Source organism: Devosia sp. LC5 (genome assembly GCF_000735585.1).
Taxonomy (GTDB): Bacteria; Pseudomonadota; Alphaproteobacteria; order Rhizobiales; family Devosiaceae; genus Devosia.
Genome location: NZ_JNNO01000012.1, coordinates 1 through 24,396, shown reverse-complemented (window position 1 = coordinate 24,396; position 24,396 = coordinate 1). Strand labels below are relative to the sequence as shown.

The following is a 24,396-nucleotide window of genomic DNA, read 5'->3' as shown; positions in this document are numbered from 1 at the left end:
TTATCATACATATGCAGCATGATGCAACAAAACACATTCCAGATCCTGGCCGATCCTACGCGGTTTCGTATCATCGAAGTGCTGGCAGCCGGCGAGCAGGCCGTGGGCGAGCTGGTTCAGGCCGTCGATATCGATCAGTCCGGCGTTTCGCGGCACCTGCGGATCCTGGGCGAAGCTGGTTTCGTCGCGATGCGGCCCGACGGGGCGCGGCGCCTCTATTCGCTCCGGCCCGAGCCGTTCCAGGCGATCGACGACTGGGTCCGGACCTATCGCAAGCTCTGGGAGAGCCGGCTCGATCGCTTCGAGGCCGCCCTGGAGCGACGCTATGCGCGGCAAGGCGAGGAGAAGCAGTGATGGTACAGGGCAGCGCATCAGGCGCGGATACGATCAGGTTCGAACGGGTCTACGACGCGCCGGTCGAGGACGTCTGGGCGCTGTGGACCACCAAGGAAGGTCTCGAGGCGTGGTTCGCGCCCGAAGGGCTGCACCTGGAGATATCGACGCTCGAGCTGTGGGTCGGTGGCACGTTCAATCACGTGATGACTGCGGTGAGCGCCGAGGCGGTCGCTTACATGGCCAAATTCGAAAGGCCGCCGACAACATGGGTGAGCGCTCGATTTATGGAGATTGAGCATCACCGCCGGCTGCGGATTCGCTTTGACATCGACTTCGTGCCCGGTGTCGAGCCGTATCCCTACGACATGGTGATGGAACTCCACGCCGAAGCCGGGCGGGTGCGGATGATCGTGATCGCCGATCGCCACCCGGACCCCGAGATGACACGCGGCGCAATCCTGGGACTGACCAGCCAGTTGCAGCGGTTCGACCTGGCCATAGCGGCGCGAGCAGCAAAGGAGCAGCGACCCTGATGCGACCTCTTCTCTACTCCATCAACGTGACGCTCGATGGCTGCGTCGATCACAACGCCATACCGGCGGACGCGGTACTGCAGGAGGAGCAGCTGCGTGCAACACATCGCCACGCCACCGAAAGCATGGGCCGCGCCGACGCCCTGCTCTTTGGTCGCGTCACCTACCAGATGATGGAAGGAGCATGGCGGCTGGAGACGCGCATCTCGACGCCGCCCGACTGGACCGAGCCATTCGCGCGCAAGATCGACGCGATGAAGAAGTACCTGGTATCGAGCACGCTCGACCGGGTCGGATGGAATACGGAGCTCGTGCGCGGAGACCTGGGCGAGGCGGTACAAAAGCTCAAGCAGCAGCCAGGCGGGGCGCTGTTCACAGGCGGGGTGAAGCTGCCGCTGGCGCTGGCGGAGCTGGGCCTGATCGACGAGTACGAATTCGTGATGCAGCCCAGGCTGGCCGGTCATGGGCCCACCCTGCTCGCCGGGCTTTCCAGATTTGTCGAGTTGAAGCTCGTCGACCGCAAGGAGCTCAGTTCAGGCGCTCTGGCGCTGCGGTACGAACCGAGACGGTAGCGCGAAATTGGGAGGGCATATGATGAAGTTTCTTTTGACGTCCGCGGGCATCAGCAATCCCAGTATTGCCGCCGCGCTGGTCGAGCTCCTGGGCAAGCCCATTGCCGAGTGCAATGCGTTGATCATCCCGACTGCGATCTATCCCTTTCCCGTAGGCCCGGAACTGGGATGGAAGGCGATTGCCGGCAAGGGGCCGAACCGGGCAGTCGAGCTGGGCTGGAAATCGGTGGGCGTCCTGGAGCTGACGGCGCTGCCCACTATCCGGCGGGAGAACTGGATCCCCGCCGTCAAGAACGCCGACGTGCTGCTGGTGTGGGGCGGCGATGTGCTTTACCTCACTTACTGGATGCGAAAATCGGGCCTTGCGGACCTGCTGCCGACGCTGACCGGAACGGTATATGTCGGGGTGAGCGCGGGCAGTATCGCGGTGACGCCTTATAATTGCGATGCGGAGTGGGATCTGCAGTTCATGCCCGACGGCCACGAAATGGCCGAGGGCGCCGAGCGGGCGCTGGGGCTGGTGGATTTCACGCTCTATCCCCATCTCGACCATCCGGACATGCCCGATACGACGCTGCACAATATCGGCAAATGGGCCGCCGGCATTCCGGTGCCGACCTACGCATTGGACGACCAATCGGCCATCACGGTGGTCGATGGCGTTCATGGGGTGGTGTCGGAGGGTAACTGGCGGCGGTTCGAGCCTGCCATCCAGCCGCGACCCTGATCAGCGGCGCGATCTCCCAAGGCAACTTGCCCGCAATCCTTGCGCCCCTCGTGGTGCCGAACTTGCGCACGTAGCGCGATTACAACCTGGGGGCCACACAAGAAATGCTGTTTCGCGAACCTGGCCGTATCCCCTGGTCTTTCCTCGTCGCCAGACTAGCGCAGGCCATGATCGCACGCCGTGAAGCACGGCTGCGGCGGATTGGGGCTATTGCGGAGCTTTCGCGGGATCCGGCGGTGCGCCGTGATCTTGAGCAGCTCGGCTTTGGCCTCCATCACGGCGGCTAAGGGCAGATTTTGCGCCTGAAAAACCGGCTTGGCACACACTGCCAAGAGCCATCGAACAGCGGCAACTTCAAAGAGCGTGGCTGCCGGCCAGACGATTGTCTTTCCCAAAACTGGCGCATCAAACGTTGCCTGTGGCGGCAAATCATGCGCAACTTCCCCCAAGTGCCGGAAGCGTGATGCCTCCCGAGCGCATAAAAACAATTGAAGTTACAAACTTGGGAGAGAGACCGTGACCGTACCGAATGCAGTTTCCAAACTTGTGCTGCTGACAGCGTCCATCCTGGCATTGTCCAGTGCCGTGCAGGCCGCTGATTATAACTGGACTTTCCAAACCTCCGAGACGGCGGGCGAACCGGGCTTCGTCAACAAGACCAAATGGGCCGAAAATGTCGGCATATTGTCCGGTGGCCGCATTGAAATTGAAATTCTGCCCATCGGCTCGGTCGTGCCCCATACCGATACGCTCGAGGCCGTCGGCAGCGGCATTCTGCAGGGCCACCTGACCGATCCCAGCTACTTCTCCGGCCGCGACCCCGCCTTTGCCATGATGGGCAATCTGGTCGGCGCCTGGAGCGACCCGTTCGAACTGCTCGGCTTCATGCAGTCGGGCGGCGGCCACGAGCTCTATGCCGAACTGGTTGAGCCCTATGGCGTACATTTCATCGGCGCCGCAGCCACCGAGCCCGAGGCCTTCGTTGCCGGGGTGCCGATCCGCACCGTGGAGGATCTGAAGGGCGTCAAGCTGCGTGCCCCCGAAGGCATGGTGTTCGAGATCTTCTCCAAGGCCGGAGCAGCCCCGGTCGCCCTGCCGGGTTCGGAAATCTTTTCCGCCCTCGACAAGGGCGTGGTCGATGCTGCCGACAATACGGTGTTTGCCACCAACCAGGCGCTGGGCATGAATGATGTCGCGCCCTATCCGCTCTATCCCGGCTTCCATTCGCTGCCGCTGATCGACATTTCGATGAACAAGGAAATCTGGGACGGCCTGCCGGCGGATCTGCAAGCCATCCTGAACGCGTCGGTCGACCAGTTCATCTTCGACCACGTCTATTCGGTGCGCATGCTCGACGCCGCCGCAGTGGCCGAAGCCCGCGCCAACCCGGCAATCGAGATCATCAACTGGTCCGGTGACGAACGCGCCAAGTTCCGGCGCATCGCGCAGGAAGAATGGCTGAACTGGGCCGGCCGCAGCGAAATGACCCAGCGCTATTATGATGCCGTTACCGCCTATCTCGAAGGCCGGAACCTGCTCTAGAGCGGCCGAAAGCCTCGTTCAAAAATGACCAGCGCCCGGCAGTTCATCGCCGGGCGCCTTATCGCGCACCAGGAGATGCCGGATGGTTGAAGATCCAGAAATCGCTGTTCAGCCTGACCAGGACGACGCCGAAATCCGTTCAGGGCTCGACAGATTTGTCGCGGGCACAACCAAGGTCCTGGCCTGGGCCATTTTCCTGGCTTTTGCGGTCACCGTTTTCGAGGTCATCTCCCGCTACGCCTTCAACAGCCCCACATTCTGGGCGCATGAGACGACAACATTTCTGATCGCCGCCATTTTCCTCGTCGGTGGCCCCATCGCCCTGGCGCGCGACAAGCATATCCGCGTGCGCATGTTCTATGACAGTGTCTCACCCAAGGGGCGGCGCTGGCTCGATATCGTCAATTCCATCCTCGCCCTGATCTTTTTCGCGGGCCTGTCCTACGCTGCCTGGACCATGTCGTCCAAGGCCACGTTTACCCCGGCGGGCGAATTCCGGCTCGAGGGGACCGGTACCGCCTGGAACCCGCCGACCCCAGCCATGCTGAAGGTTCTGGTGCTGATCTGTGTCGGCCTCATGTTCGTGCAGACCCTGCTCCATCTCATCGCTGCCATCCGGCGCAAGCCGGACATCACACTCGACGCAACGGGAGAGCATTGATATGGGCCTGAATACTCTGGGTATCGAGCTGGGCTCCTATATTCTGGTCGGCAGCATTTTCCTCTTGCTGCTTACCGGCCTGCCGCTGGCCTGGGTCACCGGCCTGGTCGCCCTGATTTTCACCTTCGGCTGGTTTGGCGGTGCCGCCCTGCCTTTGGTGACCTCGCGCATTTTCGGCTTCATCACCGAATATTCGCTGGTGGCCATTCCCATGTTCATCCTGATGGCCGCTCTGCTGGATCGCTCCGGCATTGCGCGCGACCTGTTCCGCGGCATGCGTATTCTGGCCGGCCGCCTGCCCGGTGGCGTGGCTGTACAGACCCTGATCGTGGCCATCCTGATGGCCGCCATGTCGGGGGTCATTGGCGGGGAGATCGTGCTGCTGGGAATTCTGGCGCTGCCCCAGATGCTGCGCCTGGGCTATGATCGCAACCTGTCTATTGGCGTCGTCGTCGCGGGCGGATCGCTGGGCACCATGATGCCGCCCTCGATCGTGCTGATCATCTATGGCCTGGTTGCCAGTGTCTCCATTGCCGACCTTTTCGTCGCCGCCATCACCCCCGCCCTGATGCTCCTGGCCTTTTACGTGGCCTATGTGCTGTTCATCTGCCTGCGCAATCCGGCAATGGGGCCCCCCATGTCCCGGGAGGAGCTGTCCCAGGAATCGTTTGGCAGCGCGATGCGCTCGGTCGCCGCGCCGCTCTTCATCGTCGTCGTGGTGCTGGGCTCGATCTATGGCGGCATCGCCTCGATCACCGAGGCGGCCGCTCTGGGTGTGTCGGCCGTATTGGTCATTTCCCTGCTGCGGCGCGAGCTCAATCTCAAGATGCTGCAGGCCAGCTTGGTCCATACGCTCGAGACCTGCGGCATGATCATCTGGATCGGCATTGCGGCGGCCGTACTTGTCGGCGTCTACAATCTGATGGGCGGCAACCGTTTCGTCTCGAGCGCCATCCTGAGCATCGATGCACCGCCTGTCGTCATCATCATGGTGATGATGCTGATCCTGCTGGTTCTGGGCATGTTCCTCGACTGGATCGGCATCGCCCTGCTCACCCTGCCCATCTTCGTGCCGATCGTCATCCAGCTTGGTTACGACCCCATCTGGTTCGGCATCCTTTTTGCCGTCAACATGCAGGTTTCCTACCTGACGCCCCCCTTTGGCCCGGCGGCCTTTTATCTCAAGAGCGTTGCGCCCAGGCAGATTACGCTCAAGCACATCTACACGGCACTCCTGCCATTCATCGCTCTGCAATTGGCGGTGCTGATGATCATCCTGTTCTTCCCGCCCATCGCCACCTGGGCGGTGAACTAGATGTTCGCTGCAGGCCGGCAGGTCCCCACGGCCAGGTTGCGCCGGCGAGACAATCGGCGGATGCCCGCTTTCTGTGATCTGCCGCACCCTTGAGGGGGGCGGCAGGTTTCAAGAATCGTGGAGGGCCTGGACGGCCGGAGGCGGGCGCAAAAAACTAGGCGGCGACCTTGCGTTCCACCATCATCTTCTTGATTTCGGCGATGGCCTTGGCCGGGTTGAGGCCCTTGGGGCAGACCTTGGCGCAGTTCATGATGGTGTGGCAGCGATAGAGCTTGAAGGGGTCTTCAAGGTCGTCGAGCCGTTCCTGCGTACTTTCGTCGCGGCTGTCGATCAGCCAGCGATAGGCCTGCAGCAAGGCGGCCGGCCCCAGATATTTCTCGCCATTCCACCAATAGGACGGGCAGGAGGTCGAGCAGCAGGCGCACAGGATACACTCATAGAGCCCATCGAGCTTGGCGCGCTCGGGCACGGACTGCGTCCATTCCTTGGCCGGGGTGGGTGACGTCGTCTTGAGCCAGGGTTCGATGGCACGGTGCTGGGCGTAGAAATTGGACAGGTCCGGCACCAGATCCTTGACTACCGGCATATGCGGCAGCGGGTAGATCTTGATCGGGCCGGTCGAGTCATCCATGCCCTTGGTACAGGCCAGGGTATTGAGCCCGTTGATATTCATCGAGCAGGAGCCGCAAATGCCCTCGCGGCAGGAGCGGCGCAGCGTCAGGGTAGGATCGACCTTGTTCTTGATCCAGAGCAGGCCATCGAGAATCATCGGGCCGCAATCGTCCAGATTGACGAAATAGGTATCGATGCGCGGATTGGCTTGTCTGTCGGGGTCGTAGCGATAGATGTGATATTCGCGCAGGCGCTTGGCGCCCTCGGGCTTGGGCCAGGTCTTGCCCTGCTGCGGCCGGTCGGCCTTGGGGAGCATCAGTTCGACCATGGGTCGCTCTTCCTTCTCAACTGAGCCGCATGAGGCTCAAGGATCGTCTACTTCTCACCGGGTCATTCCCGCGAAAGCGGGAACCCCTGTTTTGCTGAACGGAGGTTCCCGCTTTCGCGGGAATGACTCCGTGAGTGGTCAATAATCCGGTTTGCAGACCTGATTACTTTTGGCCACGTATGTGTTGTAGGCGACGTAATCGCCCTCGGCCGGGGAGCCACCCTGCATGGATTTGATCACCACGCCCATGAAGCGCTCGTCGATCAGGCTCATGGCCGCATCGGCCTTGCAGGCGCACAGCGTGTCATCGCTCGCGATCCCCATGCAGACCTGGTAAAATTCGGCCTTCTGCGCCGGCGTGGGCGCGACGGCAAAAGCCGGCGCCGTGAGCGCGATCAAACCCACCAAACCCAGTGCCAATCGCATCAGCGCAATTCCTTCCGGATCACCAGTTTCAGCCCCGACCAGGTCTGGTCGACGGCACAGACCTTCACATCCACCAGCCCCAGCGGCAGCACCACGGCGCGGATCACATCCTCGGTCATGTCGGTGGCAATCTTCGCTGCCTTTTTCGGCCAGCTGACCCAGATCATGCCATCGCGGGCAATCAGCCCCATCAGCGTCTGCGCCAGCGCTTCGAGCACGGCACGGGCAGCGGTGAAGAGATGAATCACGTCATAGCCGGCTCTGGCCTTGCCCGCCTGGGCTGCGGCGATCCGCTCGGCTTCGGCGAATTGCCGGCTCGTGGCCAACCCGTCCAGCGCGGGGGGCAGATCGATGAACAGCACGCGCTGCCCATCCTTGAACCCCAGCTTCTGCGCCAGCGGCGTACCCGAATATCCGGCCGGATCGCTCATCAGTAAACGCGTGCCTTGGGCGCGATTTTCTTGAGGTCGATGCCGCCTTCGCTTTCCGGCGTCAGCGGATCGAGGATCACTGGCCGGTAGCTCAGTTCCACCGCACCGGTATCGACATTGACCTTGGCCAGCGTGTGCTTGCGCCATTCCACGTCGTCGCGATTGGGGAAATCCTCATGCGCATGGGCGCCGCGGCTTTCGTGGCGGGCTTCGGCGGAGACGACAGTGGCGATGGCGCAGGTCATCAGGTTTTCCAGCTCCAGCGTTTCCACCAGGTCCGAATTCCAGATCAGCGAGCGATCGGTCACCTTGACGTCGGGCAGGCGCGCATAGATTTCGCTCATTGCCTTGACGCCGTTCTGCAGCGAATCCGAGGTGCGGAACACGGCGGCGTCGGCCTGCATGGTGCGCTGCATTTCGTCGCGCAGCTTGGCGGTCGACTGGCTGCCATCGGCATGGCGCAGACGATCGAAGCGGGCGAGGATTTTGGCGTCCTGGGCGGCATTGATGGCCGGTACGGGGCTGGCCTTATCGATCACCTTGCCGGCGCGAATGGCGGCGGCGCGGCCGAACACCACAAGGTCGGTCAGGGAATTGGAGCCCAGCCGGTTGGCACCATGCACCGAGGCGCAGGCCGCTTCGCCCACAGCCATCAGGCCGGGCACGATGCGATTGGGGTTTTCCGGCGTGGGGTCGAGCACTTCGCCATGATAATTGGCGGGAATGCCGCCCATATTATAGTGCACGGTGGGCAGCACCGGGATCGGCTCGCGGGTGAGGTCGACACCGGCAAAGATCTTGGCGCTCTCGGTAATGCCGGGCAGCCGCTCATGCAGCACCTTGGGATCGAGATGATCGAGGTGGAGATAAATGTGGTCCTTGTTGGGGCCGACGCCGCGCCCCTCGCGGATTTCGAGCGTCATGCAGCGGCTGACGACGTCGCGCGATGCCAGGTCCTTGGCATTGGGGGCATAACGCTCCATGAAGCGCTCGCCTTCCGAATTGGTGAGGTACCCGCCCTCGCCGCGCGCGCCTTCGGTGATGAGCACGCCTGCGCCATAAATCCCGGTAGGGTGGAATTGCACGAATTCCATATCCTGGAGCGGCAGGCCGGCCCGCGCCACCATGCCATTGCCATCGCCGGTGCAGGTATGGGCCGAGGTGGCCGAGAAATAGGAGCGGCCATAGCCGCCGGTGGCCAAGACGACCAGCTTGGCGCGGAAACGATGCAGCGTGCCATCATCGAGCTTCCAGGCGATCACGCCCTGGCATTCCCCATTCTCGCCCATGATCAGGTCGAGCGCGAAATATTCGATATAGAATTGCGCATTGTTGCGCAGGCTCTGGCCGTAGAGCGTGTGCAGGATCGCGTGGCCGGTGCGGTCGGCGGCGGCGCAAGTGCGCTGCACCGGCGGGCCATCGCCGAATTCGGTCATGTGGCCGCCAAACGGGCGCTGATAGATCTTGCCCTGTTCGGTGCGGCTGAACGGCACGCCGTAATGTTCCAGCTCATAAATGGCGGCCGGGGCCTCGCGCGCCAGATATTCCATGGCGTCATTATCGCCCAGCCAGTCCGACCCCTTGACGGTGTCGTACATATGCCATTGCCAGCTATCGGGGCCCATATTCTGCAAGGACGCCGCAATGCCGCCCTGCGCCGCCACGGTATGGCTGCGGGTGGGGAAGACCTTGGTGATGCAGGCGGTGTTGAAGCCCTGCTCGGCCATGCCCAGGGTCGCCCGGAGGCCTGCGCCGCCGGCGCCCACCACGACCACGTCGAATTCGTGGTCGATGAGTTCATAAGTGGAAGCCATCAGGCACTAACCCCAGAAGACGAGCTTGAGAATGGAGACCACGCCGATAAGACCCACGGCGAGGCAGAACAGCGTATTGAGCAGCATGGCCAGCCGATAGGTGGCGCCAGAAAGGTAATCCTCGAGCGTATCGCGCATGCCATTGCGCATATGCACGGTGACAATGGCCAGCAGCACGGCAAAGGGAATGCCGACAAAACCATTGCCGATCAGCGATACCATGCCGGCCCGGTCCTGCCCGGCCAGGCGCACGACGATGAACACCAGCAGGCCGATGAACAGCACATTGATCGCGCCGGTCAGCCGCTGGGTGATGAAATGGCGGGTCGAGGCTTTCCCATTGCCATATTTGGTCTTGGGATCGGCGATGATGTCCCGGGTGATCACTTGTTCACGCATCAACGCACCCACACAAAAATGGTCCAGACCAAAAGGGTCAGCGCAATCGAGGCCACCAGATTGGCCCATGCGATGGCTTCGCGCTGGCCCGGCTCCATCATCTCGATGAAATCCCAGACGAAGTGGCGCAAGCCCCCCAGCATGTGGTGGAACAGCGACCAGGAATAGGCAAACAGCACCAATTGCCCGAACCAGCTGCCATAGATGGCATTGACCACATTGAGCGGTTCCGGGCCGATGGCGGCGGCGGCCAGCCACAGCACCAGCAGGGCCGAGCCCACATAATTGGCAATGCCCGTCGCGCGATGCGCGATCGACATGGCCATGGTGATGGTCCAGCGATAGATTTGCAGATGCGGAGAAGTGGGGCGGGAGCGAACCGTCATGGAGTCTTCCTGGAGCCGTCCTGAACGCGCGGGAGGGACCGCTGTAGTTTGGAATGGTTCAAGACTTCTAGCCTCCCCGCATGACAATTCAAAGCCCCCCGGAGGTCAACTTTTGGCGCATTGCGCACTTTGTTCGTATAGCGCACTAAGTGTTCGGAGGGCGACGGAATGCGGGGTGGAAGCGGCTGCTTAGCGGGGACGCGCTGCAACTATGCCCCCCCAATCCCTTTACATAAGCACGGGCGCAAAAAATCCCGCCACGATTGTAACTCACGCCTGATGCTCGAACCGACTTAGCCTCTGCTCATCACCACCGCCGGACTGGCGAAGGCGTCGCTACCAGTGATCGCAGGCAGTATCGCTATTGCCGGAGCCGATTAGCGCTCCGGCAATTTCCTGAGCCCCATCACGCCTTTTCCAGCAGTCCCGCCAGTTCCACAGGCAGCAGCAGCGGCACGTCGTGGCCGCAGGGCAGTTCGTGCACGCTCCAGGCGGGGTCCTCTCGTAGCGGCGCAGCGACCCCGCCGAAGCCGTCCCAGCCGGTGGCGAGGATGAAGGTCTTGCGGGCAATTCTGAGATAGGCGCCGCTGACCTTGAGGCGTTCGGTGAAGGTGCCGGTAGGCTGCGGAGTGGCGAGGGCAGCAACGCGCTGGCGCTCGGCCTCGGTGGGATATTCGTTATTCCCGATCTCGGGGACCGCAACCACCGGCCCCTCCGGCATTTCGCCCATGATGTCGGCGAAGGATTGGCCATCCTGGGGAATGAAGGCATCGAGATAGACAATGGAAGCGATGCGCCCGGCGGCGCGCTCGGCCACCCCGGTGGCAACGAACCCGCCATAGGAATGGGCCACCAGCACCACATCGCTCAATTCGTGCCAGACCATCTCGTTGACCACGTCCTCGATATGAGTGGTCAGCGTGATCGGCAGATTGGCCAGATGGGCGCGTTCGCCCAGCCCGCTCAGCGTCGGCACATGCACGCGATGGCCGTGCGAGCGCAGCAGCTCGGCCACCTTGTCCCACCCCCAGGCACCGGCCCAGGCGCCATGCACGATCACATATGTGGTCATTGCTTCCTCCATTGATTGCAAAATGCAAGCACTTGCGTTTTACAACCATATTGCCTAGAGTCAAGTCATGACGCAAACTGCTTTCCGTTCCGGCTGCCCGATCAATCTGGGCCTTGAAATGTTCGGCGACAAATGGACCCTGCTGATCATTCGCGACATGATGTTTGCCGGCAAACGCCATTTCCGCGAATTCCTGGCCTCGGACGAAGCCATATCCAGCAATATCCTGTCCGACCGGCTGGCCATGCTGGTGGGGGCGGGCATCGTGACCCGCGCGGGCGATCCCAGCCACAAGCTCAAGGCGATCTATTCGCTGACCGAAAAGGGCATCGACCTGCTGCCGATCATTGCCCAGATCAGCCGCTGGAGCCGCAGCTATATGCCCGTCGATCCCGTACTCGCCGCCACTGGCGAAGCGCGCGACAAAGGCGGCCCCGGCGCCATCGAGGCGCAGATGGCGGAGCTGCGCCGGGTGCATCTGGGTGAGGGTTAGCACAAGCCGGCATTGATGACTGGCCCTGGCGCGCCATTTGCGGCATAGCTCTGCCAGCATCGAGAGGGCATCCGATTGAGCGGCAAGATCATTATCGAGAGCGTCACCAAGCTGGCCCATAATTGGGGCCGGTTCGACGATTATCATGTCAATCATCCGCGCCGTGACGGGGGAACCCAGACGGTGCGCCGCGAAGTCTATGACCATGGCAGCGCCGCCGCCGTGCTGCTGCATGCGCCCGAAGCCGGCACGATCATCCTCACCCGCCAGTTCCGCCTGCCGCCGCACCTGAATGGCGATCCTGCCTGGATGATCGAAGTGCCCGCCGGCATGCTGGACGGGGAAAGTGCCGCCGTCGCTGCCCATCGCGAGGCCGTGGAGGAAACCGGCTATGAGCCGGCCGGCCTGCAATTCATGTTCAATGCCTATATGAGCCCGGGCTCATTGACGGAAAAATGCGCCTGCTTCCTCGCCCGCTACACGCCAGGCGCACAGCTGCATGCCGGTGGCGGGCTCGAACATGAAGGCGAGGATATCGAAGTGTTCGAAATCGGCTTTGCCGAAGCGCTCGCCATGATCGGAACCGGCGAGATCATCGACGCCAAGACCATCATGCTGCTGCAGGCGCTGGCGCTGCAACAGATGCGCGGGTGATTTTTGGGCAGGATTTGGGGTTGCCCCCAAAACCCTCCAACCCACCGTGTCATCCCGGCCTGCGCCGGAATGACATTGTGGGAGGACGAATGCGGTGCCAAATATTGGCTCAAGTGTACCCCACCCACCGCATCTCCCTCGGGCCTGACCCGAGGGCTTCTCCCAACACGGCACAAGCGGCGAATGGCCCTCGGGTCGAGCCCGAGGGAGATGGGGTGGGTGAGCGGGATTGGGGGGCTGACTGAAGGCCGTCCCCGAGGGCGATCGAGGCGCTAACTCCGCCTAATACTCCGTCAGCTTCTTGTCGGGATCATAGGGCTGGTCCCTGGCCACGCGGGTGACGGCCTGGCCGGCCTTCATCTTCTTGGCGACCGCATCATAGGCATAGGTGGGCGAGCCATGCAGCTCCCAGCCCTCGCTCAGGGCCTTGGTGACCTTGTGGCAAAACGAGGAATCGTCTTCCCCGGACAAAAAGCGGTAGATCAGCATTGCAACCCCGGTATGCGGGCGCCCCATGCGCCCCAGGTTGATCTTCTTCTGCCACAGAGCTAAGCGATATGCCATGCACAGCTTTCCAGACCACCTGCTCAAGGGCCACGCCAATTTCATGGCCGGCCGCTATGCCCGCGAAAAGGACCGGATTCGCGATCTGGCCGCCGAGGGGCAGAACCCCACAACCATGATCATCGCCTGCTGCGACAGCCGCGCGGCGCCCGAAATGATCTTCGATTCCGGGCCGGGCGAACTCTTCGTGCTGCGCAATGTGGCCAATCTGGTACCGACCTATCAGCCAGATGGCGGCCAGCACGGCACCTCGGCGGCCATCGAATTTGCCGTCAAGGCGCTGGGCATCGCCAATGTGGTGGTGATGGGCCATGGCCGCTGCGGCGGCATCAAGGCGGCGCTCAACCCCGACAGCAAGCCGCTCGACACCGGCGACTTCATCGGCAAGTGGATGAGCATGCTGGGCGGCCTGCCCGACCAGATCGTGCAGAACGAGCTGATGACCCCGGCCGAGCGGCAGACCGCGCTGGAGCGGATTTCGATCCGCAACTCGATCCGCAACCTGCGCACCTTCCCCTATGTCGCCGCGCTCGAAGCCGAGGGAAAGATCGCCGTGCATGGCGCCTGGTTCGATATTTCGACCGGCGAATTGTGGGTGATGAATTCCAGCGGCGATTTCGTTCGCCCCGATTTCTGAGATTTTCGGGCCGTTCGACTTGGCGGGAGCGGGGGATCAAGTTTCCGTTTCGAAGCTGTCACGCTTATGTGATCGCGCCGACTTGCCGGTATCCGAAGTTCATGCCGGGATGATGAAAATTCATCCGCTCATGCAAGACTATCCCGATAAGTAAACTTCGAAATCATCGCGGCCGCGGCACAATATTTGTGCAATACATGATAGATATTGCGCGCAATCACTGCCCCTAATTTGCCCGATTATCTCCCGCTCGCTGCCGGTTTTACGGCCAGCACAGGACACATTAACCCATCACTCTTTGTTGCACGGACCGCGCGGAGTGCGATCCGTCGGCCACGGGCTAACCTGTTGCCGCTGTCTCCCCAACATGGAGTGCAAACCCCCATGAAAAAGCTCATCCTGTCCGTCGCTGTCGTTCTGGGCCTGTCCGGCGCCGCTTTCGCGCAAGACGCGGTTGCCCCCGATTTTGCGACCCTGGATACCGATGCCAGCGCCGGCATCTCGCTGACCGAGCTGCAGGTGGCCATGCCCGGCGTCACCGCCGAGCAATTTGCCGCCGCCGATACCGACGCCAATGGCGAGCTGAGTGCCGAGGAATTTGCCGCGGCCACCGCTCCGGCCCCGGTTCCAGCGCCCGCAATGTAAATTAGCCTGGGGGAACCAACGCCCGCGGCGCGGTTTCCCCCGGCTCTTGCCCCGCCCGCCAGAACGGGCACCCATCTAGGAGAGAATTGATGCGCAAGATTGTTCTTGGCTTTGCCATTCTGGGCCTATCGGCCGGCGCCGCCCTGGCGCAGACCCCCACCAATTTCACCGATGTCGATACCGATGGCAGCGGCGAGCTGTCGCTCAGCGAATTGCAGGTGGTTTGGCCCGACCTGACCGAGGCCGAATTCACCGGCGCCGATATCGATGCCAGCGGCGGCATTTCGGCCAGCGAATTGGCCGGCCTGCAGCCCGCCGCCGTCCCGGCTGACCCCGCAGCCCCGGCAGCACCCGCAGACCCGGTCGAAACCCCCGATTCGCTGGTGCAGTAGTCCGCCCCTGCTGGCTTTAGCGGCCGCCCTGCGGGGCGGCCTTCTTGTTTTTGCCCCACCAGGCCAGGGCGCGCGGGCCCAGCACATTGAGTACCAGCCCGACAAAGATCAAAAGGCTTCCCAGGATTTCGGGCAGGGTGACCGCTTCGCCCAGAATGATCATCGCCGCGGCAAAGCCCACCACCGGCACCAAAAGCGAGAATGGCGCCACGACGCTGGCCGGATAACGCCCCAGCAATACCGCCCACAGCCCATAGCCGAACAGCGTGGAGCCATAGGCGATGAACAGCACCGAGCCAATGCCGCGCGGCGTCATGGCGAGGAGCGATCCATAAGCGGCCGGCCCCTCGAATATCAGCGACAGCGCCAGCATGGGAATGGGCGGCACGAGACTCCCCCAGACGACGAAGCCCAGCATATCGACCTTGCCGGCCCGCTTGGTGACGATATTGGACAGGGCCCAGAACATGGCCGCCACCAGCGTCATCACCAGCGGCACCAGCACCGCCCCGCCCAGATGCTCGGCCCCGATCGTCGCGAGTCCCAGCAGAGCCACCAGCGCCCCGCCCAGCTGGAACAGGCCCGGCCGTTCGCCCAAGAACAACACGGCCAGCGCCATGGTGAAAAACACCTGCATCTGCATGACCAGACTGGCTAGCCCCGCCGGCATGCCCAGCCGCATGGCAGTGAACAGGAAACTGAATTGCAGCACGCCCACGGTGAAACCGTAGAGGATCAGCATGCGCCAGCTGACGGCCGGCCGGCGGATGAAAAACACCGCCGGCAGGGCGCAACCCAGATAGCGCAACGCCGTCAGCATGAAGGGGGGAACTTCCTCGACACCCCATTTGATGGCGACAAAGTTGAGCCCCCAGATCACGACGACGCCGAGGGCTAGAATAAGATCACGCGGGGACATTTTTGGGCCTGAAGTTTTCCCTCACCACCGGGCTGACACCGTGGTAGTGACCGGCCCCGGCGCAAACCGGGGCCAAAAGATTAAGCCGCCTGCTTGGCGAGCAGCCCGCGCTCGATCAGCGTTTCGGCGATCTGGATCGTGTTGAGCGCCGCGCCCTTGCGCAGATTGTCGCTCACGACCCAGATATTGAGCCCGTTCTCGATCGTATTGTCTTCGCGGATGCGGGAGACATAGGTGTCGTATTCGCCGACCACTTCCACCGGCGTCGCGTAGCCACCCGGCTCGCGCTTGTCGAGCACCGAAATACCCGGCGCTTCGCGCAGGATATCGCGGGCTTCGTCGGCCGAAATCGGGTTTTCGAATTCGATATTGACCGCTTCCGAATGCCCCACGAAGACCGGTACGCGCACGGCGGTGCAGGTCACCTTGATCTTGGGATCGAGGATCTTCTTGGTTTCGGCCAGCACCTTCCACTCTTCCTTGGTGTAGCCGTCTTCCATGAACACATCGATATGGGGGATGACGTTGAAGGCGATCTGCTTGGGGAACTTGCCGGGCGTGGCGCTATCGTTGACGAAAATGCCCTTGGTCTGGTTCCACAGCTCATCCACCCCGTCCTTGCCCGCGCCCGACACCGACTGGTAGGTCGAGACCACGATGCGCTTGATCTTGGCGAAGTCATGCAGGGGCTTGAGCGCCACCACGAGCTGGGCCGTCGAGCAATTGGGATTGGCGATGATATTGGTGCGGTTGGGATTGGCCATGAAGGCGTCCAGCACATGGGCGTTCACTTCGGGCACCACCAGCGGCACATCGGAATGATAGCGCCAATAGCTCGAATTATCGATCACGATGGCACCCTTGGCGGCAATGCGCTGCGCCCATTCCTTGGAAATGGCGCCGCCGGCCGACATGATGGCGAAATCCACCCCGGTGAAATCGAAATCCTCGAGATTCTTGGCCTTCAAAATCTTGTCGCCATAGGAAATTTCCCGCCCGATCGAGCGCGAGGACGCCAGCGCGATAACCTCGTCGGCGGGGAACTTGCGTTCGGCCAGAATATTGAGAACTTCCCGGCCCACATTACCAGTGGCACCGACGACAGCGACGCGATAACCCATTTTTTGGAACTCCAGTCCCTTACCAGTTTCCGCCCCCGCGCGATGATCTGCATCGCGGCCAGTGCTTTGAGCCTCTCCCCGTCGGGAGACGACCCGGGGAAAAGCGTCAGGCGGTTTTGGTGGTTTTGGTCATAAGGACAGCGACGCCGCCGGTGAAAACCGGGGTCGTAGGCAAATCGGCCATAGCGAAAGCGCTGCGCATCTTGTGACTGCTTTGGTTGCAAGCAGGACTTGTCATACTCTCAAATAGGAAAGAGTCAATCTTTCGGTTTTTTGGTCACCTTTTTTGGCCCCTTAAGAGGCTGGCTCCGGCCTCTTAAACCACCACTATTCTCCCAGGAACCGTCATTGCCTGGCTCGTCCGGGCAATCCAGGGCGCCGCATGCGCTGAACGACGGATCACCCGGACGAGCCGGGTGATGAGGATGGAGCGGGGCGGGGAAAGCACCCCTCAGCGCTTGCCACCACATGCCCCATGGCTGTAACTGCCCCAAACCCAAAGGGCCAAAAAAATGCATTACGACGTGATCGTCCTCGGCGCCGGGGCCGCTGGCATGATGGCCGCCATCGAGGCGGGCAAGCGCGGCCGGAAGGTGCTGCTGGTGGATCACGCCGCCCATGCCGGCGACAAGATCCGCATTTCGGGCGGCGGGCGCTGCAATTTCACCAATATCAATGCCACGATCGAACATGGCCGCGACCGCTTCCTGAGCGACAATCCACGTTTCGCGCTCTCGGCATTGTCGCGCTATACGCCCGACATGTTCATCGCCCTGGTGCGCCGCTACGGCATCACCTTTCATGAAAAGACCCTTGGCCAATTGTTTTGCGATGGCCCCGCCACCCAGATCAACACCATGCTTTTGGGCGAAATGCGGCTGGCCGGGGTCACCCTTTGGCTCAAGACGGCAATCGAGCGGGTCACCAGGACCGAAACCGGTTTTGAAGTGCTGTTCACCAGCACATCGGCAACAGCGGAAAGCCTGATCGTCGCCACCGGGGGCAAATCCATCCCCAAAATGGGCGCCACCGGCTTTGGCTATCAGCTCGCCACCCAGTTCGGCCTCCGCCTCACTGAAACCCGCCCGGGCCTGGTTCCGCTGACCTTTGAAACCGGGGCGCTGGAAAAGCTCAAACCCCTTTCGGGCATTGCTGCCGACGCCATTGTCAAACATGGCAAGACCGCGTTCGAGGAAGCCCTGCTGTTCACCCATCGGGGCCTGTCCGGTCCGGCCATCCTGCAGATTTCCTCCTATTGGCGCGAGGGCGATTCCATTGAGGTCGATCTGCTGCCCGGTCGCGATGCCGGCGAATTGCTGCGCGCCGCCCGCAGGGAAACGCCCAAGGTTCAGGTACAGACTGTCATCGGCAATCTCCTGCCCAAAAAGCTCGCCCAATTGCTGGGCGACGAACTCGATCTGCCGGGCATGTTCGGCGATTTCTCGGACAAGAAGCTGGCCGTGATCGAAGCCAGGCTCAAGAACTGGACGCTTAAACCCGTCGGTTCGGAAGGCTATCGCACCGCCGAAGTGACGCTAGGCGGCGTCGATACGCGCGATCTCGACGCCAAGACCATGGCAGCCCGCGCGGTGCCCGGCCTTTATTTCGTCGGCGAAGTGGTCGATGTCACCGGCTGGCTCGGTGGCTACAATTTCCAGTGGGCCTGGGCCTCAGGCTGGGCCGCGGGGCAGGCGGCTTAAGGCACCACAAGCAGGATGGTGTTCGCTTTGACGCGCACCCGCGATTACGCCTAAAACAAAAACGGCGGAGCCTGCGCCCCGCCGTTGAAATAAATCCTACCGACCCTCAGCTCTACTTAAGCACGATGGTGCCGGCCTCGAAGGCGGCCTTGCAGTCGTCGGCGTCGTGTTCCAGGTCGCTGTCGAGCAAGGTGATGGCGGCACCGGGGCCTTCAAAGCGCGGGTCGTCGCACTGATCGTCATTGGCGTAGCTCGAGGTGTTGTCGCCGAACTCGATATGGCCGCTGTCATAGGGCGCCCCGGCTGCGTAGCTGGGCTGGTAGACTTCGCGGATCTGCACCTTGCCCTCGGCTTCCAGCGTCTTGCAGTCGGTGGCGTCGGCCATCTGGTCTTCGTAGAGCTGCTTCTTGTTGGTGCCTTCGCCCAGGAAGCGCGGATCGTCGCACTCCCCGTCATTGGCCCATTTGGACGTGTCGCTGCCATAGTCGAACTCGGTGGAAGCCGGGCTCGCGCTGGTGGCGGCAGTGCCATCGGGGTCGAAACTCACCGTCCCGGCAGCATAGGCCGCCTTGCAGTCGGTGGCATCGTGGCCGATGTCATCGTCCAGCATTTCGGAAGCAGCGCCGGCGCCCGAGAAGCGGGGATCATCGCATTCCTCGTCCTTGGCCCATTCGCTGGTGTCGTCGCCAAAATCGATGTCGGAAATGTCGACCGGGGTAGCGGTGCTGCCGGCACTGTCGCCATTGAAGGTCACAGTGCCCGCTTCATGGGCGGTCCGGCAATCGGTAGCATCCTTGCGGATATCGGCGTCGAGCAGTTCGGCGGCGCTGCCGCTGCCGGAAAAGCGGGGATCATCGCATTCCCCGTCATTGGCCCATTCGCTCGAATCATCGCCGAAATCGATCTCGGCAGCACTGGCGGGCATATTGGTGGTGGCATCGGCGTTGGAATTATCGTCGGCCAGGGTCACGGTGCCCGCTGCATAAGCGGCCTCGCAATCGGTGGCGTCCCTGGCGGTATCCTCATCGAGCAATTCTTCGGCGCTGCCTTCTCCCTTGAAACGCGGGTCGTCGCATTCGCCATCATTGGCCCATTCGCTGCTGTCATCGCCAAAGTCGATGGCGTCGATCGGGCTGGCAATATCGGCCTGGGCCGGGCTGCCGCCTTCGACCAGGGTCACGGTGCCGGCGGCAAAGGCGGCGCGGCAATCGGTGGCGTCCTTGGCGATATCCTCATCGACCAGTTCGGCGGCGCTGCCCGTGCCCGAGAATCGCGGATCGTCGCATTCCCCGTCATTGGCCCATTCGCTCGAATCATCGCCGAAATCGATGTCGCCCGCTGAGGTGGTGAGGGTGCTGGGGCCGGTCTTGTTGTCGAGCTTCTGGGCAAAGGCCGGTGCGGCAAGCCCTGAAGCCAGAATCAGCCCCAATGTGGTCGCGCCCAGCAACCGCTTATATGTTTGCATCGGTGTCCCTTTCCGAAGGTATCGCCGCCAGTGGTGGCCGCACAATATAGCGGCTTTGCGGCGGCTGACAGCGTTTTAGTCCCAATCGCCATTCGCTGACGCCGATTGGGACTAGTCCCGCCGATTGCGCGCCCGGCGTTCAGCTCTTGTGAACAATATCGAACCCGCCAGCACCAGAACGGTGCCCGCGGCATGGAAAATGGTGAAGGGTTCGGACAGCACGATGACGGCGATGATGATGGTGATGATGGGCCCGAACGCGCCGGTGGAGGAGGTGGCGCGCGCCCCGATGCGGGCCATGCCGGCATTCATCAGGAACGAGGGCAGCACGGTGCCGAGTACGCCCAGAGCCAGGCCATAGGTCCAGATCTGCGGCGACAGCATCAGATAACTCTGTGGACCGGCAATGATCAGGTTTTGTCCGATGGCGCAAAGCGCGGCGGTGGACATGGCGATGCAGGTGAACAGGCCCGAGCCGAGCTTGAGCATCTGCCGCTTGGCCAGGTGCTGGTAAAGCGCAAAGGTGATGGCCGAACCCAGCACCAGCAGCGTGCCGGTCACCAGCCCGTCGGGGTTGACGGCGAGATTCCAGCCGAAAATCACCAGCAGCCCGGCATAGGAGACCAGCATGGCCGGCACAACACCCCACACCATGCGATCACCAAAGAACCAGACGCCGAACAGCAGCACGAAAAAGGGATAGGTGAACAGCACCAGCCGCTCATATTGCGCGGTCAGGTAATTCAGCCCCAAAAAGTCGAGATAGCTCGAGACATAATAGCCCAGAATGCCCACGGCCATGCTGGTCAGCACCACGGGCCAGCTCAGGGAAGCCCGCAATTTCTCCTCGCGCCGCAACAGGCCCACCATAATGAGCAGGTAAACCGGCAGCGCCACGATCATGCGCAGGCTGAGCAGCATTTCGGTGGAGACGCCCTGGGCATAGGCGAGCTTGATGAAAATGCCCTTGGTGGCGAACAGCACGGCGCCGGCCACGGCAAAGGCATAGCCCAGGGGGTCATTGGCGGCTTGGGGGGATGAGACGGCAGCGGACATGGGAGGCGGTTCCAAAAACACCCGCCTCAAGCAATACCGGCGCCTGAAAGGCGGGCCGGTGAGACGAAGGGCTGGATGTCAGCGCTCGTTCCGGACCCAAAGGGAGCCAGAAAGCCAAAGACCAAGCAGAATGATGGTGGCGGACGAATGCATGGGCAGTTTCGTAGCGCTGGCTGCTGCGGCTGGCAAGGCGGCTTGGGCGTTAACCGTTCGGCCGGTATGGCAATCTCAACGCTAACAGTCCGTGCACCAATTAGCCTCTTGGGTGCGCCTTGCGATAGCTGTCGAGCAGGCGGTCGGTGTCGACCGCGGTATAGATCTGGGTGGAGGACAGGCTGGCATGGCCGAGCAGTTCCTGAATGGCCCGTAAATCGCCACCCCGCCCCAATAAATGCGTTGCAAAAGAATGCCTTAGCGCATGCGGCGTGGCCGAAGGTGGCAGGCCCAGGGCGCCGCGCAATTGGGCCACACGCAACTGGATCAACCGCGGCGACAGCACCCCCCCCTTGACCCCCCGGAACAGCGGTTCCTGGGGCCAGGATTTGAACGGGCAAAGCTCGAGATAAAGCTCGATCGACTTCCGTACCGCCTCGATCAGCGGCACCATCCGCACCTTGCCGCCCTTTCCGGTGACGCGCAAAGTCTGGGATTCCAGATCCGCCCGAGTCAGTGCCAAAGCCTCGGCAATACGCAGGCCGGCGCCATAGCAAAGCGACAGCACCGCCATGTCGCGCGCCGCGACCCAGGGGCGCTCTTCCATTTCCTCGGTGGTGGTAATGGTGCGGCGCGCCTCGATCACAGTCAGCGCCTTGGGCAGGGATTTTGGCTGTTTGGGGGTGCGGATGACGTTGAGCGCTTCGGTTGCCAAAACGCCTTCGCGTTCGAGAAAGCGGAAGAAGGATTTGAGCGCCGACAGCACCCGGGCCAGCGAGCGTGAGCCCAGGCTTTCATTGCGCCGCTGGGCCATGAAGGCGCGGATATCGGCGCCGCGCAAGTCCTTGAGAGTGCTCAAGGTCACCGGGCCGCCGGCATGGCCAGCGAGGAATTGCAGGAATTGATCGAGGTCGCGGCTATAGGCCTCAAGCGTGTTTTCGGCGAGCCGGCGAACCGAACCCAACTCGCGCTGCCAAGAGGCGATCTGGGCGCGAACGAACTCGTCGGTGGCAAAGGCTGAATCGACCATGCCGGGAATTTAGCGCATGTCGGTTATAAAATTGTAGCCAGGGAAAAGGGGGCGGATGAGGGGGCCTTTGGGAGGCCTGCATGGGATTGGACCCCTCATCCGAGGGCTGACGTCACCGGCAGCGCGGGGTGAAATCGGGGCGCTGGCTGGGCGGTATGCCCAGGTCGTTATAGAGATGGCCCGGCAATTCCTGCACCCGCTTCTGGCGTCGCAATGCCGATAGCAGCAGCTGATAAAGACTGGCGCGCTTGGCGATGGTGACGATGTCTTCCGATAGGGACACCCGATCGATCATCTGGGTCATGCTATCCTCCTGTGCTTGGGAAGACAGATTGCACCCGCCCCCTGACAGGGCCTGTCAGCAGTCCGGGATGGCAGCAGAATCACTTGCGCTGTGATCGCTGGAATGCGAACAGAACAGGCACAAATGGAGATACGTCCAGACATCGTCGCCGTCATGGTGGGGGTGGCCGTCGAGGGCCCCTATAGCTACCGCGTGCCCGCCCATATGAGCGTCACGCGCGGCTCGATCGTGGCTGTGCCACTGGGCCCGCGGCTGACGCTGGGCGTGGTCTGGGGGCCGCCCAAGGACATGGTGGCGCATAACCGGCTGCGCGATATCGCCATGGCCTATGATGTGCCCCCGCTCAGCGAGGAATTGCTCAAGCTGGTCGAATGGGTGGCGCGCTATACGCTGGCCGCGCCAGGACAGGTGCTGCGCGCCGTGCTGCGTTCCACCGAAGCGCTGGATAGTCCCAAGCCGGTCATCGCCTTCCGGCGCACCGGGCTGGAGCCGGAAAAACTGACGCCGGCGCGGCTGCGGGTGCTTGATGCCTTGATGGACGATATGGCCTGGCCCAAGGCGGCATTGGTTGGAGCCACGGGCGTTTCGGCTTCGGTGATCGAGGGGCTGGAGCGGGCCGGTGCCATCGAACGCCTGGAAATGCCTCCGCCGCCAATCGTTCTGCCGCCTGACCCGGATGGCGCGGCGATCACGCTTAATCCCGAGCAGAGCGCGGCGCTGGAGCAGATCGTGGCGCTCGATGCCAATGCATTTGGTGTGGCTTTGCTCGATGGCGTCACCGGCGGCGGCAAGACGGAGGTATTTTTCGAGGCGGTAGCTGACACGTTGCGCGCCGGACGGCAGGCCCTGATTCTGCTGCCCGAGATTGCGCTGACCCACACATTTTTGGACCGCTTCACCAAGCGCTTCGGCACGCGGCCGGCCGAATGGCATTCGGACATGACACCGGTACAGCGGGCCAAGGTGTGGCGCGGGGTGCTTGATGGCAGTGTACGGGCCGTGGTGGGCGCGCGCTCGGCGCTGTTCCTGCCGTTTCGCGAGCTGGGCATGCTGGTGCTCGATGAGGAGCATGACGGGGCCTATAAGCAGTCCGATGGGGTCAATTACCATGCCCGCGACATGGCCATTGTGCGGGCGCATCTGGCCAATGCACGGGTGGTGCTGAGTTCGGCCACGCCGTCGGTCGAAACGCGCAACAATGCCAATATCGGCCGCTATGCCCATGTGCTGCTGACCTCGCGTTTTGCCGAGGCTTCCATGCCCAATATTACCGCGATCGATATGCGGATCGACGGGCCGGAAAAGGGGCAGTGGATTGCCCCGGTGCTGGCGCGTGAAGTGTTTGCGGCGCTGGATCGAGGCGAGCAGGCGCTATTATTTCTCAACCGGCGCGGCTACGCCCCGCTGACGTTGTGCCGCGCTTGCGGGCATCAATATCAATGTCCCGATTGCTCTGCCTGGATGGTAGAGCACCGCTTCCGGGGCGTGTTGATGTGCCATCATTGCGGGCATGAAGTGCGCACGCCCAAGACCTGCAGCGCCTGCGGCGAAGAAGATACGTTGATTGCGGTGGGGCCGGGCATCGAGCGGGTGGCTGAGGAAGCAGCGGCGCGGTTCCCCGATGCGCGGCGGGTGATTCTCTCCTCCGATATGGGTTCCAACGCGCAATTGCGCGAGCGCTTCAGCGAGATCGAGCGGGGCGAATATGACCTGATCATCGGCACGCAACTGGTGAGCAAGGGTCACCATTTCGAAAAGCTCTCGGTGGTTGGCGTGCTCGATGCCGATCTGGGGCTGGCGCATGGCGATCCGCGCGCGGCAACGCGAACCTATCAGATTTTGACGCAGGTGGCCGGGCGGGCGGGGCGGGCCCCCCCCCCCAAGGGGTGGCCCGGACGGGCCACCCCCGGGCGCGCGCGGCGCGCCCGAGCGCCCTCAACAACCGCCACCCCCCCCTCCACCCGCAGCGCCGTCCCCCGCTCCACCCTGCGCCTGCCCCTCGTCGAGCCGGGAAGGGCCATGTGATGCAGCAACGTATCCCCGTGGTCGATGACGAGCCGCAAATTCAGCGTTTCCTCAAGCCCGCGCTGCTCGCGGCGGGCTTTGATG

28 protein-coding genes and 1 pseudogene are annotated in these 24,396 nt (G+C 62.5%); 15 read left to right on the top strand and 14 right to left on the bottom strand.

The annotated features are described in order from the left end of the window. The first annotated feature begins 18 nt into the window (after positions 1 to 18). From FF80_RS07515 to FF80_RS07480, 7 genes are all read left to right on the top strand, one after another. Positions 19 to 354: a metalloregulator ArsR/SmtB family transcription factor gene (locus FF80_RS07515; protein WP_200877179.1), complete on the top strand. Its 336-nt coding sequence runs from the start codon at positions 19 to 21 to the stop codon at positions 352 to 354. Next, the gene (locus tag FF80_RS07510; protein WP_052153290.1) at positions 354 to 869 is read left to right on the top strand and encodes an SRPBCC domain-containing protein; all 516 of its coding nucleotides are present in this window, start codon (positions 354 to 356) and stop codon (positions 867 to 869) included. The genes FF80_RS07515 and FF80_RS07510 overlap by 1 nt, the downstream gene beginning before the upstream one ends. Beyond that, on the top strand, positions 869 to 1,441 hold the full coding sequence (locus tag FF80_RS07505; protein WP_035099034.1) for a dihydrofolate reductase family protein: 573 nt from the start codon (positions 869 to 871) through the stop codon (positions 1,439 to 1,441). Before FF80_RS07510 ends, FF80_RS07505 begins: the two co-directional genes overlap by 1 nt. Positions 1,442 to 1,460: 19 nt before the next feature. Further along, the gene (locus tag FF80_RS07500) at positions 1,461 to 2,168 is read left to right on the top strand and encodes a Type 1 glutamine amidotransferase-like domain-containing protein (protein WP_200877178.1); all 708 of its coding nucleotides are present in this window, start codon (positions 1,461 to 1,463) and stop codon (positions 2,166 to 2,168) included. A gap of 516 nt (positions 2,169 to 2,684) precedes the next feature. After that, positions 2,685 to 3,710, top strand: coding sequence for a TRAP transporter substrate-binding protein (locus FF80_RS07490; RefSeq protein WP_035099030.1), 1,026 nt, complete (start codon positions 2,685 to 2,687; stop codon positions 3,708 to 3,710). Positions 3,711 to 3,792: 82 nt separating this feature from the next. Continuing rightward, the gene (locus FF80_RS07485) at positions 3,793 to 4,371 is read left to right on the top strand and encodes a TRAP transporter small permease (protein WP_035099029.1); all 579 of its coding nucleotides are present in this window, start codon (positions 3,793 to 3,795) and stop codon (positions 4,369 to 4,371) included. A gap of 1 nt (position 4,372) precedes the next feature. Beyond that, positions 4,373 to 5,686 (top strand): TRAP transporter large permease subunit, encoded by a 1,314-nt coding sequence (locus FF80_RS07480; protein ID WP_035099028.1) that lies wholly within the window; start codon positions 4,373 to 4,375, stop codon positions 5,684 to 5,686. Between the two features lie 154 nt (positions 5,687 to 5,840). On the opposite strand, the gene FF80_RS07475 is transcribed toward FF80_RS07480, so the two are convergent. The 7 genes from FF80_RS07475 to FF80_RS07445 all read right to left on the bottom strand — a co-directional run bounded on the left by FF80_RS07475 (position 5,841) and on the right by FF80_RS07445 (position 11,154). After that, entirely contained in the window at positions 5,841 to 6,626 is a 786-nt protein-coding gene (locus FF80_RS07475; protein ID WP_035099027.1) for a succinate dehydrogenase iron-sulfur subunit, read from the bottom strand. A 138-nt stretch (positions 6,627 to 6,764) separates the two neighbouring features. Next, complete coding sequence (locus FF80_RS07470; RefSeq protein WP_035099026.1) at positions 6,765 to 7,052, bottom strand: hypothetical protein; 288 nt, start codon at positions 7,050 to 7,052, stop codon at positions 6,765 to 6,767. Then, positions 7,052 to 7,483, bottom strand: a complete 432-nt coding sequence (locus FF80_RS07465) for a hypothetical protein (protein WP_035099025.1) — start codon at positions 7,481 to 7,483, stop codon at positions 7,052 to 7,054. Before FF80_RS07465 ends, FF80_RS07470 begins: the two co-directional genes overlap by 1 nt. Beyond that, on the bottom strand, positions 7,483 to 9,297 hold the full coding sequence (sdhA, locus tag FF80_RS07460; RefSeq protein WP_035099024.1) for a succinate dehydrogenase flavoprotein subunit: 1,815 nt from the start codon (positions 9,295 to 9,297) through the stop codon (positions 7,483 to 7,485). Before sdhA ends, FF80_RS07465 begins: the two co-directional genes overlap by 1 nt. A 6-nt stretch (positions 9,298 to 9,303) precedes the next feature. Further along, positions 9,304 to 9,696: a succinate dehydrogenase, hydrophobic membrane anchor protein gene (gene sdhD, locus FF80_RS07455; RefSeq protein ID WP_052153289.1), complete on the bottom strand. Its 393-nt coding sequence runs from the start codon at positions 9,694 to 9,696 to the stop codon at positions 9,304 to 9,306. Next, on the bottom strand, positions 9,696 to 10,082 hold the full coding sequence (gene sdhC, locus FF80_RS07450) for a succinate dehydrogenase, cytochrome b556 subunit (RefSeq protein ID WP_035099022.1): 387 nt from the start codon (positions 10,080 to 10,082) through the stop codon (positions 9,696 to 9,698). Before sdhC ends, sdhD begins: the two co-directional genes overlap by 1 nt. 406 nt (positions 10,083 to 10,488) lie before the next feature. Then, positions 10,489 to 11,154, bottom strand: a complete 666-nt coding sequence (locus tag FF80_RS07445; RefSeq protein WP_035099021.1) for an alpha/beta hydrolase — start codon at positions 11,152 to 11,154, stop codon at positions 10,489 to 10,491. 67 nt (positions 11,155 to 11,221) lie between these two features. Here FF80_RS07445 and FF80_RS07440 point away from each other — a divergent pair, with 67 nt between their 5' ends. Both FF80_RS07440 and FF80_RS07435 read left to right on the top strand, forming a co-directional pair. Further along, positions 11,222 to 11,647, top strand: coding sequence for a helix-turn-helix domain-containing protein (locus FF80_RS07440; RefSeq protein WP_035099020.1), 426 nt, complete (start codon positions 11,222 to 11,224; stop codon positions 11,645 to 11,647). Positions 11,648 to 11,722: 75 nt separating this feature from the next. Continuing rightward, positions 11,723 to 12,301 carry an NUDIX domain-containing protein gene (locus FF80_RS07435; protein WP_244445730.1) on the top strand — a complete coding sequence of 193 codons (579 nt, stop codon included), beginning with the start codon at positions 11,723 to 11,725 and terminating at the stop codon, positions 12,299 to 12,301. A gap of 282 nt (positions 12,302 to 12,583) precedes the next feature. Here FF80_RS07435 and FF80_RS07430 read toward each other — a convergent pair whose 3' ends face one another. Next, positions 12,584 to 12,790 carry a DUF1737 domain-containing protein gene (locus tag FF80_RS07430; RefSeq protein WP_035099388.1) on the bottom strand — a complete coding sequence of 69 codons (207 nt, stop codon included), beginning with the start codon at positions 12,788 to 12,790 and terminating at the stop codon, positions 12,584 to 12,586. Positions 12,791 to 12,863: 73 nt separating this feature from the next. Here FF80_RS07430 and FF80_RS07425 point away from each other — a divergent pair, with 73 nt between their 5' ends. The 3 genes from FF80_RS07425 (at position 12,864) to FF80_RS07415 (ending at position 14,539) form a co-directional block, all read left to right on the top strand. Next, on the top strand, positions 12,864 to 13,502 hold the full coding sequence (locus tag FF80_RS07425; RefSeq protein ID WP_035099018.1) for a carbonic anhydrase: 639 nt from the start codon (positions 12,864 to 12,866) through the stop codon (positions 13,500 to 13,502). Between the two features lie 384 nt (positions 13,503 to 13,886). Beyond that, the gene (locus FF80_RS07420) at positions 13,887 to 14,147 is read left to right on the top strand and encodes a hypothetical protein (RefSeq protein WP_035099016.1); all 261 of its coding nucleotides are present in this window, start codon (positions 13,887 to 13,889) and stop codon (positions 14,145 to 14,147) included. An 89-nt stretch (positions 14,148 to 14,236) separates the two neighbouring features. Continuing rightward, entirely contained in the window at positions 14,237 to 14,539 is a 303-nt protein-coding gene (locus FF80_RS07415; RefSeq protein ID WP_052153288.1) for a hypothetical protein, read from the top strand. A gap of 16 nt (positions 14,540 to 14,555) precedes the next feature. On the opposite strand, the gene FF80_RS07410 is transcribed toward FF80_RS07415, so the two are convergent. Further along, positions 14,556 to 15,458 (bottom strand): EamA family transporter, encoded by a 903-nt coding sequence (locus FF80_RS07410; protein WP_035099015.1) that lies wholly within the window; start codon positions 15,456 to 15,458, stop codon positions 14,556 to 14,558. Positions 15,459 to 15,538: 80 nt separating this feature from the next. Continuing rightward, positions 15,539 to 16,579, bottom strand: a complete 1,041-nt coding sequence (locus FF80_RS07405; protein WP_035099014.1) for an aspartate-semialdehyde dehydrogenase — start codon at positions 16,577 to 16,579, stop codon at positions 15,539 to 15,541. Positions 16,580 to 17,091: 512 nt separating this feature from the next. Between FF80_RS07405 and FF80_RS07400 the strand changes: the two genes are divergently transcribed. Then, entirely contained in the window at positions 17,092 to 18,279 is a 1,188-nt protein-coding gene (locus FF80_RS07400; RefSeq protein ID WP_035099013.1) for an NAD(P)/FAD-dependent oxidoreductase, read from the top strand. Between the two features lie 112 nt (positions 18,280 to 18,391). Here FF80_RS07400 and FF80_RS22075 read toward each other — a convergent pair whose 3' ends face one another. The 4 genes from FF80_RS22075 to FF80_RS07375 all read right to left on the bottom strand — a co-directional run bounded on the left by FF80_RS22075 (position 18,392) and on the right by FF80_RS07375 (position 22,287). Then, a complete protein-coding gene (locus tag FF80_RS22075; protein ID WP_052153287.1) occupies positions 18,392 to 19,744 on the bottom strand; it encodes a hypothetical protein in 1,353 nt (450 codons plus the stop codon). Between the two features lie 111 nt (positions 19,745 to 19,855). Then, entirely contained in the window at positions 19,856 to 20,800 is a 945-nt protein-coding gene (locus FF80_RS07385; protein ID WP_035099012.1) for a DMT family transporter, read from the bottom strand. Positions 20,801 to 21,053: 253 nt separating this feature from the next. Beyond that, the gene (locus tag FF80_RS07380; RefSeq protein WP_035099011.1) at positions 21,054 to 21,983 is read right to left on the bottom strand and encodes a tyrosine recombinase XerC; all 930 of its coding nucleotides are present in this window, start codon (positions 21,981 to 21,983) and stop codon (positions 21,054 to 21,056) included. Between the two features lie 112 nt (positions 21,984 to 22,095). Then, complete coding sequence (locus FF80_RS07375; RefSeq protein ID WP_035099009.1) at positions 22,096 to 22,287, bottom strand: hypothetical protein; 192 nt, start codon at positions 22,285 to 22,287, stop codon at positions 22,096 to 22,098. Between the two features lie 123 nt (positions 22,288 to 22,410). Here FF80_RS07375 and priA point away from each other — a divergent pair, with 123 nt between their 5' ends. Together priA and FF80_RS22185 are read left to right on the top strand one after the other, a co-directional pair. Next, positions 22,411 to 24,312, top strand: coding sequence for a primosomal protein N' (gene priA / locus FF80_RS07370; protein WP_081917313.1), 1,902 nt, complete (start codon positions 22,411 to 22,413; stop codon positions 24,310 to 24,312). Then, positions 24,309 to 24,396 (top strand): annotated as a pseudogene (locus FF80_RS22185) (DNA-binding response regulator); the annotation flags it as partial. The gene priA and the pseudogene FF80_RS22185, both read left to right, overlap by 4 nt.